Genomic DNA, 17506 nt, shown 5'->3' on the forward strand with positions numbered 1-17506 from the left:
ATCTGTCGCCGTGTGCTGGTTTCTCTATCTTGTTCGAACCGCTGATAATGCGCTCTATACGGGCATCACAACCGATGTGCCGCGCCGCTTCCTGCAACATCAGACGGGAAAAGGGGCGAAGGCGTTGAGGGGTAAAGGAGAGCTGACGCTGGCGTTTTCCGCGGTCGCAGGCGATCGCTCGCTGGCGCTCCGGCTGGAGTACCGCATTAAACAGCTCACGAAGCGCCAGAAAGAGCGCCTCGTCAGCGGAGACGGGACGTTTGAGGCGCTACGCGAGAGCCTGCAAAGGCCGCCGGTTAAAAGCTATTGAAGCGATCGTGGTATTCCACCAGGCCGCTCACGCCGTTAAGCGCATCGTCGGCCAGACGGTGGACCTGGAAAGCCGACTCGGTGCCCGGCCAGCGGCAACGCAGATCGTAATGTGCCGCTTTCTCGAAGCCTAAACGGCTGTAGAAATCCGGATCGCCCAGCGTCACGACCGCGGCGTAGCCAAACTCATTGAGTGAATCCAGCCCTTCGTAGACCAGCTGGCGCGCCAGGCCCTGTCCGCGATAGTTTTCATCCACCGCCAGCGGCGCCATGGCAACCCACTGCAGCTCTTCGCCCTGCACGATGACCGGGCTAAAGGCCACGTAGCCAACGACCTGACCTTCATCATCGGTGGCGACCAGACCCAGCGTAATCAGGCCGTCTTCACGAAGATCGCGAACCAGTTGCGCTTCACCTTCCCCTTCAAACGACCGGCGTAATAAGGCGTCAATACCCGGGGCATCGATGCCAATTTCTACTCGAATCAACATGGCTCACCTACAGAAGTGTGTTTACTTTCCGGCGGAGTTTTCAGACCCGCCTCGACAAAATCGGCCAGTTGCAACAGGGCCACGCGCAGCGGCTTCGGCATCTGTTCCAGTTCAATCGCATCCATCAGGTTTTTGACATACAGACCTAACTCGGTATCGCCTTCAATCACCAGACGACGCTGGAAGAAGAGCGTGTCGGGATCCTGCTTGCGTGCCGCGATCATCAGCAGATCGCTGGCGTCAGCGCTAAAGCTGACGTCCGCCTCGGCGGATTCGCGCACCACCAGCTGTTCATTTTCAACGGAGGTGTACCAGCGCAGACCAATATCCCGCACCTCGATACGTAACCAGCGCCCTTCAAGAAATTCCAGCTCGCCATCCGCCAGCGCCTGGCGGAATTGCCAGCTGAGCACCTGCTCCAGTACCTGGCGCTTCAGGGCAAAGGGCGCGAGCTTAACCGGCACGCTCAGCAGCGACGGGCCAAATTGTACGAGACGTGAACGCAGTTTATCCAGCACGAGCAATACTCCTGATATCTATGGTCCTGATATTTTGCCATATCCAGTCGTCGGTATAGCGGGGTAAATCAACAAACTGACATCCGGCGTAACCCATTATTGGTGTCATCAATACGCCATTAGCTGCCTTAAATCAAAAATTGTCGCCGGATGGTTAATTAAAATCCCTGTTCGATAACAATTTTGCATCCCTCTGGGGCTGCGAACGTCAGGATAAATTATGGAGCTGCTCTGCCCTGCCGGGAACTTACCGGCGCTAAAGGCGGCCATCGAAAACGGCGCCGATGCGGTTTATATCGGGCTGAAGGACGATACCAATGCCCGTCACTTCGCTGGTCTCAATTTTACCGAGAAAAAACTGCAGGAAGCGGTGAGCTTCGTACATCTTCATCGCCGTAAACTGCATATCGCTATCAATACCTTTGCCCACCCCGACGGCTATCAACGCTGGCAGCGCGCGGTGGATATGGCGGCACAGCTGGGTGCCGACGCCCTGATTCTGGCCGATCTCGCCATGCTGGAGTATGCCGCAGAACGCTATCCCCACATTGAGCGCCATGTCTCCGTACAGGCGTCTGCTACCAACGAAGAGGCCATACGCTTTTATCATCGACATTTTGAGGTGTCGCGCGTGGTGCTGCCGCGCGTGCTCTCTATTCATCAGGTTAAGCAACTGGCGCGGGTCACGCCAGTTCCGCTGGAAGTTTTTGCCTTTGGCAGCCTGTGCATCATGGCTGAAGGGCGTTGCTACCTCTCTTCTTATCTCACCGGGGAATCGCCCAACACCGTGGGCGCCTGCTCCCCTGCCCGCTACGTGCGCTGGCAGCAAACCCCGCAGGGGCTGGAGTCGCGTCTGAACGAGGTGCTGATCGACCGCTATCAGGATGATGAAAACGCCGGCTATCCGACGCTGTGCAAAGGTCGCTATCTGGTGGATGGCGAGCGCTACCATGCACTGGAGGAGCCCACCAGCCTGAACACCCTTGAACTGCTGCCGGAACTGCTGGCCGCCAATATCGCCTCGGTGAAAATCGAAGGACGCCAGCGCAGCCCGGCCTATGTCAGCCAGGTGGCAAAAGTGTGGCGCCAGGCGATCGATCGCTGCATGGCAAATCCGCAGAGCTATACGCCAGAACCGGCGTGGATGGAGACGCTCGGCTCGATGTCCGAAGGCACGCAGACCACGCTGGGTGCGTATCACCGTAAATGGCAGTGAGATAAAGCATGAAATATTCATTAGGACCGGTGCTCTATTACTGGTCGAAAGAGACGCTGGAAGACTTTTATCAGCAGGCGGCAACCAGCCAGGCGGATGTGATCTACCTCGGCGAGGCGGTCTGTAGTAAGCGTCGCGCTACAAAGGTGGGTGACTGGCTGGAGATGGCGAAAACCCTGGCCGACAGTGGCAAGCAGGTCGTGCTCTCTACACTGGCGCTGGTTCAGGCCTCGTCAGAACTGAATGAGCTCAAGCGCTACGTGGAGAACGGTGAATTTCTGCTGGAGGCCAGCGATCTCGGCGTAGTGAACCTGTGCGCCGAGCGCAAGCTGCCGTTTGTCGCCGGGCATGCGCTGAACTGCTACAACGCCGTGGCGCTGCGCCTGCTGCTCAGACAGGGGATGACACGCTGGTGTATGCCGGTGGAACTCTCCCGAGACTGGCTGGTGAACATCCTGGCGCAGTGCGACGAGCTGGGGATCCGCAATCAGTTTGAAGTGGAAGTGCTCAGCTACGGGCATCTGCCGCTGGCTTACTCCGCCCGCTGCTTTACCGCGCGTTCAGAGAACCTGCCGAAAGATGAGTGCGAAACCTGCTGCATCAAATACCCCAACGGACGCAGTATGCTGTCGCAGGAGAAACAGCAGGTGTTTGTCCTCAACGGCATTCAGACCATGAGCGGCTACGTTTACAACCTCGGCAACGAACTGGCCTCAATGAAAGGGCTGGTGGATATGGTGCGTCTGTCGCCGCTGGGCACCGATACCTTCGCCATGATCGACGCCTTCCGCGCCAATGAAAATGGCGCAGCCCCACTGCCGCTGACGGCGAACAGCGAGTGCAACGGCTACTGGCGACGTCTCGCCGGGCTGGAGCTGCAGGACTAAAAAAGGCTCACTTTGTTAACAACGACTGTAAAATTTTAATGCACTATTAAAGATTCACCGTCGACAAAGTGAGCTGCTATGACTGATAAATCCATTCCGTTTTCGGTGCTGGACCTGGCGCCGATCCCTGAAGGCTCCTCGGCAAGGGAAGCCTTTACCCACTCACTGGATCTCGCCCGCCTGGCTGAACAGCGCGGCTATCATCGCTACTGGCTGGCGGAACACCACAATATGGTCGGGATCGCCAGCGCCGCCACCTCAGTGCTGCTCGGCTATCTGGCGGCGAATACCACGACGCTCCATTTAGGCTCGGGCGGCGTGATGCTGCCTAACCATTCGCCGCTGGTTATTGCCGAGCAGTTTGGCACCCTCAATACCCTCTATCCGGGCCGTATCGACCTGGGACTGGGTCGCGCACCGGGCAGCGATCAGCCTACCATGCGCGCCCTGCGTCGCCATATGAGCGGTGACATCGATAACTTCCCCCGCGACGTGCTTGAACTGGTGGAGTGGTTTGATGCCCGTGACCCAAATCCGCAGGTGCGTCCGGTGCCGGGCTACGGCGAGCAGATCCCGGTGTGGCTGTTAGGCTCCAGCCTCTACAGCGCGCAGCTGGCCGCGCAGCTGGGCCTGCCGTTTGCGTTTGCGTCGCACTTTGCGCCGGATATGCTGCACCAGGCACTGCATCTCTATCGCACTAACTTTAAGCCTTCGGCGCGGCTGGAAAAACCGTATGCGATGGTGTGCATCAACATCATTGCCGCTGACAGCAACCGCGATGCGGAATTCCTGTTTACCTCCATGCAGCAGGCCTTTATGAAGCTGCGCCGCGGCGAGACGGGGCAACTGCCACCGCCGGTGGAGAATATGCACCAGCTATGGTCGGCATCAGAACAGTATGGCGTGCAGCAGGCGTTAAGCATGTCGCTGGTAGGGGATAAAGCGAAGGTGCGTCACGGGCTGGAAGCGGTGCTGCGTGAGACGCAGGCTGATGAGATCATGGTCAACGGCCAGATCTTCGATCACCAGGCGCGTCTGCATTCGTTCGATCTGGCGATGCAGGTGAAAGAGGAGCTGGTGGGGTAGTTTTTTGCCGGGCGGCGCTGCGCTTGCCCGGCCTACTCCATCCCTGTAGGCCCGGTAAGCGAAGCGCCACCGGGCATTATGTTCACTGATATACAGGCAGCAGATTAAAGCTCGACAGCACGTGGACCACTGCGTTGCCGATACCGAAGATCAGGATCAGCGCAATCATCGGCTTGCCGCCCCAGACGCGGAATTTTGGGCTACCGAAGCGCTTGCGTGATTTACGCGCCAGCAGCGCCGGAACAATCGCCGCCCAGATCGTTGCCGCCAGCCCCGCATAGCCAATGGCATACAGGAAACCGTTCGGCCACAGCAGGCCACCAATGACCGGCGGCAGGAAGGTCAGCAGCGCGGTTTTCAGACGCCCCAGCGCAGAGTCATCAAAGCCACAGAGATCGGCCAGATAGTCAAACAGCCCCAGGGTCACGCCAAGGAACGAGCTCGCCACGGCGAAGTTGGAGAAGATCACCAGCAGCAGGTCCAGACTGCGGCTGTTGAGCACGCCACTCAGCGCCTGCACCAGCACATCAATATTCCCGCCCTTCTGCGCAATGCCGATGAACTCCGGACGCGGAATGTTACCCATCGTCCCCAGCAGCCAGATGACATACAGCCCCAGCGCCAGCAGCGTGCCGTAGACCAGGCAGCGGGTGATGGTGCGCGGATCTTTGCCGTAATATTTCATCAGGCTCGGCACATTACCGTGATAGCCAAACGACGCCAGACAGAACGGCAGGGTCATCAGCAGATAGGGTGAATACGACGTGTTGCTCTGCGCCACGTTAAACAGCGTGGCGGGCGTAACATGCCCCAGCAGGCTGCCGAAGGTCAGGAAAAAGGTGATGACTTTGGCGCCCAGCACAATGGCCGTCATCCGGCTCACCGCTTTGGTACTCATCCAGACGATAAACGCCACACCCAGGGCGAAGCAGAGCCCCGCCAGCCGCGCCGGTACGTTCAGCGACATCTCTGCGAAGGTGTGATGCAGAATCGAACCGCTCGCCGAGATATAGGCGTAGGTCAGGATATAGAGCACAAAGGCAATGGAGATACCGTTGACGATATTCCAGCGCTTGCCCAGCAGGTCGCGGGTGATGGTGTCAAAGCTCGACCCAATGCGGTAGTTGAGATTAGCTTCGAGGATCATCAGCCCCGAGTGCAGCATACAGAACCAGGTAAAGACCAGCGCCGCCAGCGACCAGAAGAACCACGCCCCGGACATGACCACCGGCAGGGAGAACATCCCCGCACCTATGATGGTGCCGCCGATGATCACCACACCGCCGAGCAGTGAAGGTGACGTTTGGGTGGTGGTTAGTGTCGCCATACAGCCTTTTCTCCAGTCAATAATTTGGGACCTGCATCTTAATGTGCTGCACTGTACCAGTACAATAGTACAAAAGGAATAAAAAAAGCCCCGATAAAAATATCGGGGCTGTATATTTTACTTTACGCTACAGGGCGTGAAGCTTACGCGTCACGACGACGAACCGGGCCATCTTCGCGACGTGGGCCACGGCTTTCACGACGCTCACCGCTGAAACGGCCTGCACCTGGTGCAGCCCCTTCACGACGAGGACCACGACCGCCTTCACGACGCTCGCCACCGAAGCTGCGGCCACCGCCACGACGTTCGCCGCCACGGTCCGGACGCGACTGAGCATCGCCCAGCAGCTGCATGTTCATCGGCTTGTTCAGGATGCGGGTACGGGTAAAGTGCTGCAGAACCTCGCCCGGCATACCTTTTGGCAGTTCGATGGTGGAGTGGGTACCGAACAGCTTGATGTTACCGATGTAACGGCTGCTGATGTCGCCTTCGTTAGCGATCGCGCCAACGATATGACGAACTTCAACACCATCATCACGACCCACTTCAATGCGGTACAGTTCCATTTCGCCAGCATCACGACGTTCGCGACGTGGACGGTCTTCACCACCACGCTCTGGACGGTCGCCACGCGGGCCACGATCGTTGCGGTCGCCACGACGTTCGAAACGATCGTCACGGTCACGGAACTCACGCTTAGGACGCATCGGTGCATCTGGCGGCACGATCAGAGAACGTTCGCCCTGCGCCATCTTCAGCAGTGCAGCGGCCAGCGTTTCGATATCCAGCTCTTCGCCTTCGGCGGTCGGCTGGATCTGCGTCAGCAGCGCACGGTACTGATCCAGATCGCTGCTCTCCAGCTGCTGCTGGACTTTCGCGGCGAATTTTTCCAGACGGCGTTTGCCCAGCAGCTCTGCGTTTGGCAGGTCTGCTTCTGGAATGGTCAGCTTCATGGTGCGTTCGATGTTACGCAGCAGACGACGCTCGCGGTTCTCAACGAACAGCAGCGCACGGCCCGCACGACCTGCACGACCGGTACGGCCGATACGGTGAACGTAAGACTCGGAGTCCATCGGGATGTCGTAGTTAACAACCAGGCTGATACGTTCAACGTCCAGACCACGTGCTGCCACGTCGGTTGCAATCAGGATATCCAGACGACCGTCTTTCAGACGCTCCAGCGTCTGCTCACGCAGCGCCTGGTTCATGTCGCCGTTCAGCGCTGCGCTGTTGTAGCCGCTACGCTCCAGGGCTTCTGCCACTTCCAGGGTCGCATTTTTGGTACGAACGAAGATGATCGCCGCATCAAAATCTTCTGCTTCCAGGAAACGCACCAGCGCTTCGTTTTTACGCATACCGTACACAGACCAGTAGCTCTGGCTGATGTCCGGGCGAGTGGTCACGCTGGACTGGATGCGCACTTCCTGCGGCTCTTTCATGAAGCGGCGGGTAATGCGACGGATCGCTTCCGGCATGGTGGCAGAGAACAGGGCGGTCTGATGACCTTCCGGGATCTGCGCCATGATGGTTTCTACGTCTTCGATGAAGCCCATGCGGAGCATTTCGTCAGCTTCATCCAGTACCAGACCGCTCAGTTTAGAGAGATCCAGCGTACCGCGTTTCAGGTGATCCAGCAGACGACCCGGCGTACCGACGACGATCTGTGGACCCTGACGCAGGGCGCGTAACTGCACGTCATAACGCTGGCCGCCGTAAAGGGCAACCACGTTTACGCCGCGCATGTGTTTAGAGAATTCAGTCATAGCTTCCGCCACCTGAACAGCCAGTTCACGGGTCGGAGCCAGTACGAGGATCTGCGGTGCACGCAGGTCCGGGTCAATGTTATTCAGCAGCGGCAGCGAGAACGCTGCGGTTTTACCGCTACCAGTCTGGGCCATGCCCAGCACGTCACGACCAGAGAGCAGATGTGGGATACATTCTGCCTGGATCGGAGATGGTTTTTCGTAACCCAGATCGTTAAGGGCTTCAAGGATAGGAGCCTTCAGGCCCAGATCTGCAAAAGTGGTTTCGAATTCAGCCATGTAGTACGAGTGCCTCAATGTCAATGGCGGCCAGTCTACATAACTTATCGTGAAAATTTTCAGTAATTTTCATTGAAAGTGTGAACCGGCTCAAAGTAGGTGTATTGACGAACAACAACGCCCTCACCAGTAAAGGTGATGGCAATCAAAAGATTACGGGCTGATGTTTATGTCGTCAGCTATTGCTGGTCCGATTCTGCCAGGTCGTCATGCTCCTGGCCCAAGAGCGATAATTCCAACAATGCATAACGGTGCTCAACGTAGTTGTGTACGTTGTTAGCAACCGCTAACTTGAACAGTGCCGTAGCGCTGTCCGTATCCCCCAGACTTAGGTAGTACTTACCTAAATAGAAGTTGGTTTCACTGAGATGCTCAGCGAGCGAGGTGTTATCCGTTGCGTCCGCCTTCAAGCGTTCCATTAGCGTTGCTTCGCTAATGTCGCCCAGGTAGAACTCGACAATATTCCATCCCCACTGCTCCTTGTCCGATTTGTCGAAGCGTTGCTTTAACGCGTCTTTAGCCTGCTTTTCGTCGAGCTTCTGCTCAACAATGAAAAGCCACAGGCTACGGAAAGGATCGTTAGGATCGTCTTGATAAAACGCCAGCAGATCATCTTGCGCTAACTTGTCACGACCGCCGTAATACAATGCGATACCGCGATTCAAGTGCGCGTAGTTGTAAGTTGGATCAAGCTCAAGTACAGAATCAAACGCTTCATAGGCAGCATCAAAATTGCCTGCCTGCGTTAAATAAATGCCTAAGTAATTGAATACTTCAGGCATATCCGGTCGGATCGCCAACGCTTGTGAAAAATCATTTCGCGCCAGTGCCCTCAGACCAAGACTATCATACAACACTCCGCGCTCATATAAAAGCTGTGCGCGTTCGTCATCGGTTAAAGCCCGACTGGCAAGAATTTGTTCCATGCGTGCCAGAATCACTTCCTGCTGCAAAGTCGGTTGCAGTGGCACTGCGAGGACTTCACTTTTACGCCAGGCAGAGTTGCTGCATCCTGCCAGCGTCAAAGCTGTCGCAACGAAACACCAGCGCAGAAAAGGCTTCATTTCCCACTCCCGAAGACAACTATTGGATGAACGTCCTGTCCCCCGGCGGCTTAACAAGGCGTCCTGCCTGATAACAAGCCCCCCGCTTGCACGGGGGGCAAACGGCAACCTTACTCGCCCTGTTCGCCAGCCGGAGCTTCCGGCGCAGCGGCAGGCTGAGACTGCTCGGTCGCTTCTTTGATGCTCAGACGAATACGGCCCTGACGGTCAACTTCGAGAACTTTAACCGGCACTTCCTGACCCATCTGCAGGTAATCGGTCACTTTCTCAACGCGCTTGTCAGCGATCTGAGAGATGTGAACCAGACCTTCTTTACCGCCACCGATGGCAACGAATGCGCCAAAGTCAACGATACGGGTCACTTTACCATTGTAGACACGGCCCACTTCGATCTCGGCAGTGATCTCTTCGATACGACGGATAGCGTATTTCGCTTTCTCGCCGTCGGTCGCTGCGATCTTCACAGTACCGTCATCTTCGATTTCGATGGTGGTGCCAGTCTCTTCGGTCAGAGCACGGATAACAGAACCGCCTTTACCGATAACGTCTTTGATCTTGTCCGGGCTGATCTTAATGGTGTGGATACGTGGAGCGAACTGAGAAATATCGCCACGCGGCGCGTTGATCGCCTGTTCCATCACGCCCAGGATGTGCAGACGTGCACCTTTAGCCTGGTTCAGCGCAACCTGCATGATCTCTTTGGTGATGCCTTCAATTTTGATATCCATCTGCAGGGCAGAGATACCTTCGCGGGAACCCGCGACTTTGAAGTCCATGTCACCCAGGTGATCTTCGTCGCCCAGGATGTCAGACAGAACAACGAAGTTGTCGCCTTCTTTCACCAGACCCATTGCGATACCCGCAACGGCCGCTTTCACCGGTACGCCCGCATCCATCAGTGCCAGAGAAGCACCGCACACGGAAGCCATAGAAGAGGAACCGTTAGATTCGGTGATTTCAGAAACCACACGAACGGTGTACGGGAATTTATCAGCATCTGGCATCACAGCCAGCACGCCGCGCTTCGCCAGACGACCGTGACCAATTTCACGACGCTTCGGCGAGCCAACCATACCGGTTTCACCTACGGAGTACGGAGGGAAGTTGTAGTGGAACAGGAAGCTGTCAGTGCGCTCGCCCATCAGTTCGTCGATGTTCTGTGCGTCACGGGCAGTACCCAGGGTCGCGGTAACCAGCGCCTGCGTTTCACCACGGGTGAACAGCGCGGAACCGTGAGTACGTGGCAGCACGCCAGTACGCACATCCAGACCACGGATCATATCTTTTTCACGGCCATCGATACGCGGCTCGCCTGCCAGAACGCGGCTACGAACAACGTTTTTCTCGATAGCGTGCAGGATTTCGCCGAGCTCGTTAGCGTCCAGGGACTCATCTTCTGCCACCAGCGTAGCGATGGTTTCAGATTTGATCGCGTCAACCTGGGTATAACGCTCTTGCTTGTCGGTGATGCGGTAAGCATCGCTCAGACGCGCTTCGGCCAGGGCTGCAACGCGCGCATTCAGCGCGTCGTTTGCCGCTTCTGGCTGCCAGTCCCAACGTGGTTTACCGGCTTCTTTCACCAGGTCGTTAATGTTCTGGATAACGATCTGCTGTTGGTCGTGGCCAAAGACCACCGCGCCCAGCATCTGGTCTTCGCTCAGCAGTTCTGCTTCGGATTCAACCATCAGTACCGCCGCTTCTGTACCGGCAACAACCAGGTCCAGCTTGCTTGACTTCAGTTCGTCCTGAGTTGGGTTCAGAACGTACTGGTCATTGATGTAACCCACGCGCGCAGCACCGATAGGACCGTTGAATGGAATACCAGACAGGGAGAGGGCTGCGGATGCGCCGATCATCGCAACGATGTCCGGGTTAACCTGTGGGTTAACGGAAACAACGGTCGCGATAACCTGAACTTCGTTAACGAAGCCTTCCGGGAAGAGCGGACGAACCGGGCGGTCAATCAGACGCGCGATCAGGGTTTCGCCTTCGCTTGGACGGCCTTCACGACGGAAGAAACCACCCGGGATTTTACCGGCAGCGTAAGTACGCTCCTGGTAGTTTACGGTCAGTGGGAAGAAGTCCTGACCTGGTTTAGCTTTTTTCTGGCCAACAACGGTCACGAATACCGCGGTGTCATCCATGCTTACCATAACAGCAGCAGTAGCCTGACGTGCCATCATGCCGGTTTCCAGCGTAACGGTATGTTGACCGTACTGGAATTTACGAACGATCGGATTCAGCAAGATTCTGTCCTTTCTTAAATGAATGACAGCACACCAAAGGCGTGCTGACTTTTACCGGACCTTCTTCGCATCCTCGCGACTAATGACAACCGACACCCCCATGGGTGAAGCCTCTCATTAGCCGCGCGAACCTCTGCAATGAAGATCATTTATAGCAACAATACATTAGTTTCCAGTGAATTGCTGCGGTCTGGTTGAAAAAAGGGGCCATAAGGCCCCCTTTTCTGAAACTCGCAAGACTTAGCGACGCAGGCCCAGACGCTCGATCAGCGCGGTGTAGCGTGCAACATCTTTACGTTTCAGGTAGTCGAGCAGTTTACGACGCTGAGAAACCATGCGCAGCAGACCACGACGGCTGTGGTGATCTTTTTTGTGCTCTGCAAAGTGACCCTGCAGGTGGTTAATCTGTGCAGTCAGCAGTGCAACCTGAACTTCGGTAGAACCGCTGTCGTTAGCATCACGACCAAACTCAGAAACGATTTTAGCTTTAGCTTCAACGCTTAGAGACATTTTAAAACTCCAAAATTTAAAGAATGAAAGGAGGCCGATCTCTAATTCAGCTTTCCCATGTATAACGTATGCCAATTGTTAAACAATTTACCAGACGTTAAGCCGCAATATTCTACCCGCCTCCCCTGCTTATCGCAAGGCAAGGCGTCAGCTTATGCCGGATATTCAACCACCAGACGGCGTGGGGCAACACGACCTTCGTCGTCGATTTCACCCATCCCGATAAAGGTGTTGTCATCCCCTTCCGTAACGCGCACCAGCCCTTGCGCCGGGACATTCGTCGTGCGCACCGGGTTGCCGTTTTTAAAGTAAACGGAGGAGGTCAGCGGCAGATTGACAACCGGATAGTCCGAAGCAGGACTGTCCATTGGCATCAGTAATGGGTCAAGCAGGTCCGCAGCCTCTGTGCCCTGCTCCTGCGCCTGGTCCACCAGCGCCTGCAGCTGCTCCAGCGTCACCATACGTTCAGCCGGGTACTTGCTGACTGCCAGACGACGCAGATAAATAACGTGCGCGCCACAGCCCAGCTTCTCACCCAGATCGTCGATGATGGTGCGGATATAGGTGCCTTTTGAGCAATGCACTTCCAGCTCCAGCTCATCGCCTTCGTGACGAATGAATAGCAGCTCATAGACCGTAATCGGACGGGCCTCGCGTGGCACCTCAATCCCCTGACGCGCATACTCATAGAGCTTTTTGCCCTGATACTTCAGCGCCGAGTACATGGACGGCACCTGTTGGGTGTCGCCACGGAAGCTCTCGAGCGCGGCATCAAGCTGTTCGCTGCTGAACGTCACCGGACGCTCTTCGACAACCTGACCATCGGCATCGGAGGTGTCCGTGCGCTGGCCAAGCTTTGCAATCACGCGGTAGCGTTTGTCCGAATCCAGCAGATACTGGGAAAACTTGGTCGCTTCACCCAGACAAATCGGCAGCATACCGGTCGCCAGCGGATCCAGCGCCCCGGTGTGCCCCGCGCGGTTGGCGTTATATATACGCTTAACTTTTTGCAGCACGTCGTTGCTGGATGCACCCTGCGGTTTATCCAGCAGCAGCACGCCGTGCACGTCGCGACCGCGACGACGAGGACGACTCATCAGTCCTCCTTTTTATCGTCCGGGTTCACACGACGCTCATCATCCTGCTTCACCACGCTGGTGACCAGGTTGGACATGCGCATCCCTTCGACCAGCGAGTTGTCGTAGAAGAAGGTCAGCTCTGGCACGATACGCAGGCGCATCGCTTTGCCAAGCAGAGAGCGGATGAAACCAGAGGCTTCCTGCAGCGCTTTAATACCGTTCTTAACCGCGTCTTCATCCTGGTCATTCAGGAAGGTCACAAACACTTTGGCATACGCCAGGTCGCGGGACATCTCCACGCCAGACACGGTGGTCATCATCCCCAGGCGCGGGTCTTTGATTTCGCGCTGAAGGATGATTGCGATCTCTTTTTGCATCTCCTGAGCCACGCGCTGCGGGCGACCAAATTCTTTCGCCATAATAAATTCTCCAGACAAAAAAGGGGCCAAAGCCCCTTTTGAAATTTAATGCCGGGTGGCGCGAGGCGATCCCGGCCTACAATCGGCAATCTTAGCGAAGATTACGCGATAGTGCGTTGGATCTCGATGATCTCGAACACTTCGATCATATCGCCAACGCGAACGTCGTTGTAGTTCTTAACGCCGATACCACATTCCATGCCGTTACGGACTTCGTTAACGTCATCTTTGAAGCGGCGCAGGGATTCCAGCTCACCTTCGTAGATAACCACGTTGTCACGCAGTACGCGGATTGGGTTGTGACGTTTGATGTTACCCTCGGTAACCATACAGCCCGCGATCGCACCGAATTTCGGTGATTTGAACACGTCACGCACTTCAGCCAGACCGATGATCTGCTGTTTCAGTTCCGGAGACAGCATACCGCTCATCGCCGCTTTCACTTCGTCGATCAGGTTATAGATGACGGAGTAGTAACGCAGATCCAGGCTTTCCGCTTCGATCACGCGACGCGCAGAGGCATCAGCACGCACGTTGAAGCCAACCAGAATCGCGTTGGACGCTGCAGCCAGGGTTGCGTCGGTTTCGGTGATACCACCTACGCCGGAACCGATGATCTTCACTTTCACTTCGTCGGTAGAGAGTTTCAGTAAAGAGTCGGAGATCGCTTCCACAGAACCCTGAACGTCAGCCTTCAGAACCACGTTCACTTCGTGAACTTCGCCTTCGGTCATGTTGGCGAACATGTTCTCGAGTTTAGATTTCTGCTGACGAGCCAGTTTAACTTCACGGAATTTGCCCTGACGGTACAGCGCAACTTCACGCGCTTTCTTCTCGTCACGAACAACGGTCACTTCATCACCGGCCGCCGGAACACCGGAGAGACCCAGGATTTCCACAGGAATGGATGGACCCGCTTCCAGCACTTCGCGACCCAGTTCGTCACGCATTGCACGAACACGGCCATATTCGAAGCCACACAGCACGATGTCGCCTTTGTTCAGGGTACCTTCACGTACCAGAACGGTCGCAACCGGGCCACGGCCTTTATCCAGGAAGGATTCGATTACCGCACCGCTCGCCATACCATTGCGAACCGCTTTCAGCTCCAGAACTTCAGCCTGCAGCAGGATAGCGTTCAGCAGGTCATCGATACCGGTACCCACTTTTGCAGAAACCGGGATGAACTGAGACTCACCGCCCCACTCTTCCGGCATAACACCGTACTGGGACAGTTCGTTTTTAACGCGATCCATGTCCGCTTCTGGCTTATCGATTTTGTTCACTGCAACAACCAGAGGCACCTGCGCCGCTTTCGCGTGCTGGATAGCTTCGATGGTCTGTGGCATGACGCCATCGTCTGCTGCGACAACCAGAACAACGATATCCGTTGCCTGAGCACCACGTGCACGCATGGAGGTAAACGCGGCGTGCCCCGGGGTATCCAGGAAGGTGATCATCCCGTTATCGGTTTCTACATGGTATGCACCGATGTGCTGGGTAATGCCGCCTGCTTCGCCGGAGGCAACCTTCGTAGAACGAATGTAGTCCAGCAGAGAGGTTTTACCGTGGTCAACGTGACCCATGATGGTCACAACCGGTGCACGCGGCTCAGCTGCTGCGCCAGTGTCACGGTCGCTCATTACCGCTTCTTCCAGCTCGTTTTCACGACGCAGGATAACTTTGTGGCCCATCTCTTCGGCAACCAGCTGTGCGGTTTCCTGGTCGATAACCTGGTTGATGGTCGCCATTGCGCCCAGCTTCATCATCGCTTTGATGACCTGAGAGCCTTTAACCGCCATCTTGTTAGCCAGATCGCCAACGGTGATGGTTTCGCCGATCACAACGTCACGGTTAACGGCCTGCGCTGGCTTCTGGAAGCCCTGCTGCAGAGCGGAACCTTTACGCTTGCCGCCTTTACCACCGCGAACGGCAGCACGTGCTTCTTCACGGTCAGCTTTTGATTCGGCGTGCTTGTTGCCTTTTTTGGCTGGACGCGCGGCTTTTGCACTACGCGTGCGGCCACGACCACCTTCAACTTCACGGTCGTTGTCATCTTCTGCCTGACGCGCGTGCTGGGAGGTAGTGACGTGATAGTCGCTGGTGTCTTCGGACGGTTCAGCGGTATTCACCCCGTTTTTCTCGTTCTCTTCTGCCATACGGCGCGCTTCTTCAGCAACGCGACGGGCTTCTTCTTCGAGCTTGCGGCGGGCTTCTTCTTCCGCTTTACGCTTCAGCTCAGCTGCTTCATTTTCACGGCGGGCTTTTTCAGCCTGGGCGGTTTTGGTCATATCGTCAGTCTGTTGATTGCTCACTTTGTCTTTTTCCGCAGCGTCGCGCTTCGCTTTTTCAGCGGCGTCACGTTTCGCTTTTTCTGCGGCCTCACGTTCAGCTTTTAATACTGCCTCACGTTTGGCGTTTTCTTCCGCCTCACGCTGGGCTTGCTCTTCCGCTTCACGCTGTGCCTGCTCTTCCGCAGCGAGGCGCTCTGCCTCTTGCGGATCACGTTTTACAAAGGTGCGCGTCTTGCGGACTTCGATTTGTACCGATTTGCTTTTTCCACCGGTACCTGGAATGTTTAACGTGCTACGCGTTTTGCGCTGCAGCGTTAACTTGTCAGGCGTTGAACCATGTTCACGGTTCAGATGCGTTAACAAGGTTTGTTTTTCTTGCGCGGTCACCGAGTCATCAGCGGACTTCGGGATCCCTGCATCAGCAAATTGCTGTACCAGGCGATCCACGGAGGTCTGAATCTCAGCAGCCAGCGTTTTTACAGTTACATCAGTCATGCTGTTCCTTCCTGCTACAGTTTATTACGCTTCATCGCCGAACCAGCAGATATTACGTGCGGCCATGATGAGTTCGCCGGCTTTCTCGTCGGTTAAACCTTCGATATCGGCCAGGTCATCAACGCCTTGCTCAGCGAGATCTTCCAGCGTACAAACACCACGGGCAGCCAGCTTGAACGCGATCGCACGATCAAGACCTTCCAGATTCAGCAGGTCATCAGCCGGCTTGTTATCACCAAGGCTTTCTTCCTGAGCCAGTGCCAGGGTGGTCAGTGCGTTTTTAGCGCGTTCACGCAGGGCTTCAACGGTGGCTTCATCCAGACCGTCAATTTCCAGCAGTTCTTTCATTGGCACATAGGCCAGTTCTTCCAGCGTAGAGAAGCCTTCTTCAACCAGAACGGTGGCGAACTCTTCGTCAATGTCCAGATGCTTAGTGAAGGTATCAATCGCTGCATGGGCTTCAGCCTGGTGCTTCGCCTGCAGGTCGTCAACGGTCATCACGTTGAGTTCCCAGCCGCTCAGCTGCGACGCCAGACGGACGTTCTGACCGTTACGGCCAATCGCCTGTGCCAGGTTACCGGCTTCAACGGCGATATCCATGGTGTGCTTATCTTCGTCGACGACGATAGAGGCAACATCCGCCGGAGCCATCGCGTTAATCACGAACTGCGCCGGGTTGTCGTCCCACAGAACGATATCAATACGCTCGCCGCCGAGTTCAGTCGAAACGGCCTGAACGCGCGCGCCACGCATACCGACGCAAGCACCGACCGGATCGATACGTTTGTCGTTGGTTTTCACCGCGATTTTCGCACGGGAACCCGGATCGCGGGCAGCTGCTTTAATCTCGATAACTTCTTCGCCGATTTCCGGCACTTCGATGCGGAACAGTTCGATCAGCATCTCAGGCTTAGAACGGGTCACGAACAGCTGAGCACCGCGGGCTTCTGGACGCACGGAATAGAGTACGCCGCGAATACGGTCGCCCGGACGGAAGTTTTCGCGTGGCAGCATATCTTCACGCAGGATAACCGCTTCCGCGTTGTTACCCAGATCCAGGGAGATGTTGTCGCGGTTAACTTTTTTCACCACGCCGGTGATGATCTCACCTTCGTGCTCGCGGAACTGGTCAACAACCATCGCACGCTCAGCTTCACGTACTTTCTGTACGATAACCTGTTTCGCGGTCTGCGTGGTGATACGGTCGAAGGTCACAGATTCGATCTGATCTTCAACGTAATCATCAATGTTCAGGCTTTCATCTTCGAAACGCGCCGCTTCGAGGGTGATTTCCTTCGTGGGTTGGGTCACTTCTTCAACGATAAGCCAACGACGGAAAGTATCGAAGTCACCGCTTTTGCGATCGATTTCAACGCGGACATCGATCTCTTGTTCATATTTTTTCTTGGTTGCCGTAGCCAGTGCACTTTCCAGCGCTTCGAAAATTTTCTCACGCGGCAGGGCTTTCTCGTTGGAAACGGCTTCAACAACAGCCAAAATTTCTTTGTTCATCGCGGGCTTTT

General features: G+C 55.9%; 16 protein-coding genes. 4 read left to right on the top strand and 12 right to left on the bottom strand.

What is annotated here, in order from left to right; all coding sequences use genetic code 11:
* Window positions 1-10: 10 nt before the first annotated feature.
* A complete protein-coding gene (locus tag GNG29_RS20115; protein ID WP_103177153.1) occupies window positions 11-310 on the top strand; it encodes a GIY-YIG nuclease family protein in 300 nt (99 codons plus the stop codon).
* On the opposite strand, the gene GNG29_RS20120 is transcribed toward GNG29_RS20115, so the two are convergent.
* Together GNG29_RS20120 and GNG29_RS20125 are read right to left on the bottom strand one after the other, a co-directional pair.
* Window positions 297-800, bottom strand: a complete 504-nt coding sequence (locus GNG29_RS20120) for a GNAT family N-acetyltransferase (RefSeq protein WP_103177154.1) — start codon at window positions 798-800, stop codon at window positions 297-299. The two genes, GNG29_RS20115 and GNG29_RS20120, sit on opposite strands and share 14 nt — an antisense overlap.
* Window positions 794-1318 (bottom strand): SCP2 domain-containing protein, encoded by a 525-nt coding sequence (locus GNG29_RS20125; RefSeq protein ID WP_103824910.1) that lies wholly within the window; start codon window positions 1316-1318, stop codon window positions 794-796. The genes GNG29_RS20120 and GNG29_RS20125 overlap by 7 nt, the downstream gene beginning before the upstream one ends.
* A 220-nt stretch (window positions 1319-1538) precedes the next feature.
* On the opposite strand from GNG29_RS20125, the gene GNG29_RS20130 reads away from it, so the two are divergent.
* From GNG29_RS20130 to GNG29_RS20140, 3 genes are all read left to right on the top strand, one after another.
* On the top strand, window positions 1539-2534 hold the full coding sequence (locus tag GNG29_RS20130) for a peptidase U32 family protein (RefSeq protein ID WP_103177156.1): 996 nt from the start codon (window positions 1539-1541) through the stop codon (window positions 2532-2534).
* Window positions 2535-2542: 8 nt separating this feature from the next.
* Window positions 2543-3421 (top strand): U32 family peptidase, encoded by an 879-nt coding sequence (locus GNG29_RS20135; protein ID WP_156655270.1) that lies wholly within the window; start codon window positions 2543-2545, stop codon window positions 3419-3421.
* 78 nt (window positions 3422-3499) lie between these two features.
* A complete protein-coding gene (locus GNG29_RS20140) occupies window positions 3500-4507 on the top strand; it encodes a luciferase-like monooxygenase (protein ID WP_103824913.1) in 1008 nt (335 codons plus the stop codon).
* A gap of 82 nt (window positions 4508-4589) precedes the next feature.
* Here GNG29_RS20140 and mtr read toward each other — a convergent pair whose 3' ends face one another.
* The 10 genes from mtr to nusA form a co-directional block, all read right to left on the bottom strand.
* Complete coding sequence (gene mtr / locus GNG29_RS20145; protein ID WP_156655271.1) at window positions 4590-5834, bottom strand: tryptophan permease; 1245 nt, start codon at window positions 5832-5834, stop codon at window positions 4590-4592.
* A 143-nt stretch (window positions 5835-5977) separates the two neighbouring features.
* On the bottom strand, window positions 5978-7876 hold the full coding sequence (locus GNG29_RS20150) for a DEAD/DEAH family ATP-dependent RNA helicase (protein ID WP_156655272.1): 1899 nt from the start codon (window positions 7874-7876) through the stop codon (window positions 5978-5980).
* Window positions 7869-7949, bottom strand: coding sequence for a protein YrbN (gene yrbN, locus GNG29_RS23550; protein WP_103177161.1), 81 nt, complete (start codon window positions 7947-7949; stop codon window positions 7869-7871). The genes GNG29_RS20150 and yrbN overlap by 8 nt, the downstream gene beginning before the upstream one ends.
* 106 nt (window positions 7950-8055) lie before the next feature.
* Entirely contained in the window at window positions 8056-8940 is an 885-nt protein-coding gene (gene nlpI / locus GNG29_RS20160; RefSeq protein WP_103177162.1) for a lipoprotein NlpI, read from the bottom strand.
* 110 nt (window positions 8941-9050) lie between these two features.
* On the bottom strand, window positions 9051-11186 hold the full coding sequence (gene pnp, locus GNG29_RS20165; protein ID WP_103177163.1) for a polyribonucleotide nucleotidyltransferase: 2136 nt from the start codon (window positions 11184-11186) through the stop codon (window positions 9051-9053).
* Between the two features lie 240 nt (window positions 11187-11426).
* Window positions 11427-11696, bottom strand: coding sequence for a 30S ribosomal protein S15 (gene rpsO / locus GNG29_RS20170; RefSeq protein ID WP_032614416.1), 270 nt, complete (start codon window positions 11694-11696; stop codon window positions 11427-11429).
* Window positions 11697-11848: 152 nt separating this feature from the next.
* Window positions 11849-12793: a tRNA pseudouridine(55) synthase TruB gene (gene truB, locus GNG29_RS20175; protein ID WP_103177164.1), complete on the bottom strand. Its 945-nt coding sequence runs from the start codon at window positions 12791-12793 to the stop codon at window positions 11849-11851.
* Window positions 12793-13194, bottom strand: coding sequence for a 30S ribosome-binding factor RbfA (gene rbfA, locus GNG29_RS20180; RefSeq protein ID WP_103177165.1), 402 nt, complete (start codon window positions 13192-13194; stop codon window positions 12793-12795). Before rbfA ends, truB begins: the two co-directional genes overlap by 1 nt.
* 101 nt (window positions 13195-13295) lie before the next feature.
* A complete protein-coding gene (infB, locus tag GNG29_RS20185; protein ID WP_103177166.1) occupies window positions 13296-15983 on the bottom strand; it encodes a translation initiation factor IF-2 in 2688 nt (895 codons plus the stop codon).
* 24 nt (window positions 15984-16007) lie between these two features.
* Window positions 16008-17495 (bottom strand): transcription termination factor NusA, encoded by a 1488-nt coding sequence (nusA, locus tag GNG29_RS20190; protein WP_103177167.1) that lies wholly within the window; start codon window positions 17493-17495, stop codon window positions 16008-16010.
* Window positions 17496-17506: the final 11 nt, after the last annotated feature.

The organism is Leclercia sp. Colony189 (genome assembly GCF_009740165.1).
Lineage (GTDB): Bacteria > Pseudomonadota > Gammaproteobacteria > Enterobacterales > Enterobacteriaceae > Enterobacter.

What these genes read in the sequence shown, in the direction of transcription:
- GNG29_RS20120 (WP_103177154.1), bottom strand. Translation starts at nt 800, where the DNA reads ATGTTGATTCGAGTAGAAATTGGCATCGATGCCCCGGGTATTGACGCC.
- GNG29_RS20130 (WP_103177156.1), top strand. Translation starts at nt 1,539, where the DNA reads ATGGAGCTGCTCTGCCCTGCCGGGAACTTACCGGCGCTAAAGGCGGCC.
- GNG29_RS20135 (WP_156655270.1), top strand. Translation starts at nt 2,543, where the DNA reads ATGAAATATTCATTAGGACCGGTGCTCTATTACTGGTCGAAAGAGACG.
- GNG29_RS20140 (WP_103824913.1), top strand. Translation starts at nt 3,500, where the DNA reads ATGACTGATAAATCCATTCCGTTTTCGGTGCTGGACCTGGCGCCGATC.
- mtr (WP_156655271.1), bottom strand. Translation starts at nt 5,834, where the DNA reads ATGGCGACACTAACCACCACCCAAACGTCACCTTCACTGCTCGGCGGT.
- GNG29_RS20150 (WP_156655272.1), bottom strand. Translation starts at nt 7,876, where the DNA reads ATGGCTGAATTCGAAACCACTTTTGCAGATCTGGGCCTGAAGGCTCCT.
- yrbN (WP_103177161.1), bottom strand. Translation starts at nt 7,949, where the DNA reads ATGAAAATTACTGAAAATTTTCACGATAAGTTATGTAGACTGGCCGCC.
- nlpI (WP_103177162.1), bottom strand. Translation starts at nt 8,940, where the DNA reads ATGAAGCCTTTTCTGCGCTGGTGTTTCGTTGCGACAGCTTTGACGCTG.
- rpsO (WP_032614416.1), bottom strand. Translation starts at nt 11,696, where the DNA reads ATGTCTCTAAGCGTTGAAGCTAAAGCTAAAATCGTTTCTGAGTTTGGT.
- truB (WP_103177164.1), bottom strand. Translation starts at nt 12,793, where the DNA reads ATGAGTCGTCCTCGTCGTCGCGGTCGCGACGTGCACGGCGTGCTGCTG.
- rbfA (WP_103177165.1), bottom strand. Translation starts at nt 13,194, where the DNA reads ATGGCGAAAGAATTTGGTCGCCCGCAGCGCGTGGCTCAGGAGATGCAA.
- infB (WP_103177166.1), bottom strand. Translation starts at nt 15,983, where the DNA reads ATGACTGATGTAACTGTAAAAACGCTGGCTGCTGAGATTCAGACCTCC.
- nusA (WP_103177167.1), bottom strand. Translation starts at nt 17,495, where the DNA reads ATGAACAAAGAAATTTTGGCTGTTGTTGAAGCCGTTTCCAACGAGAAA.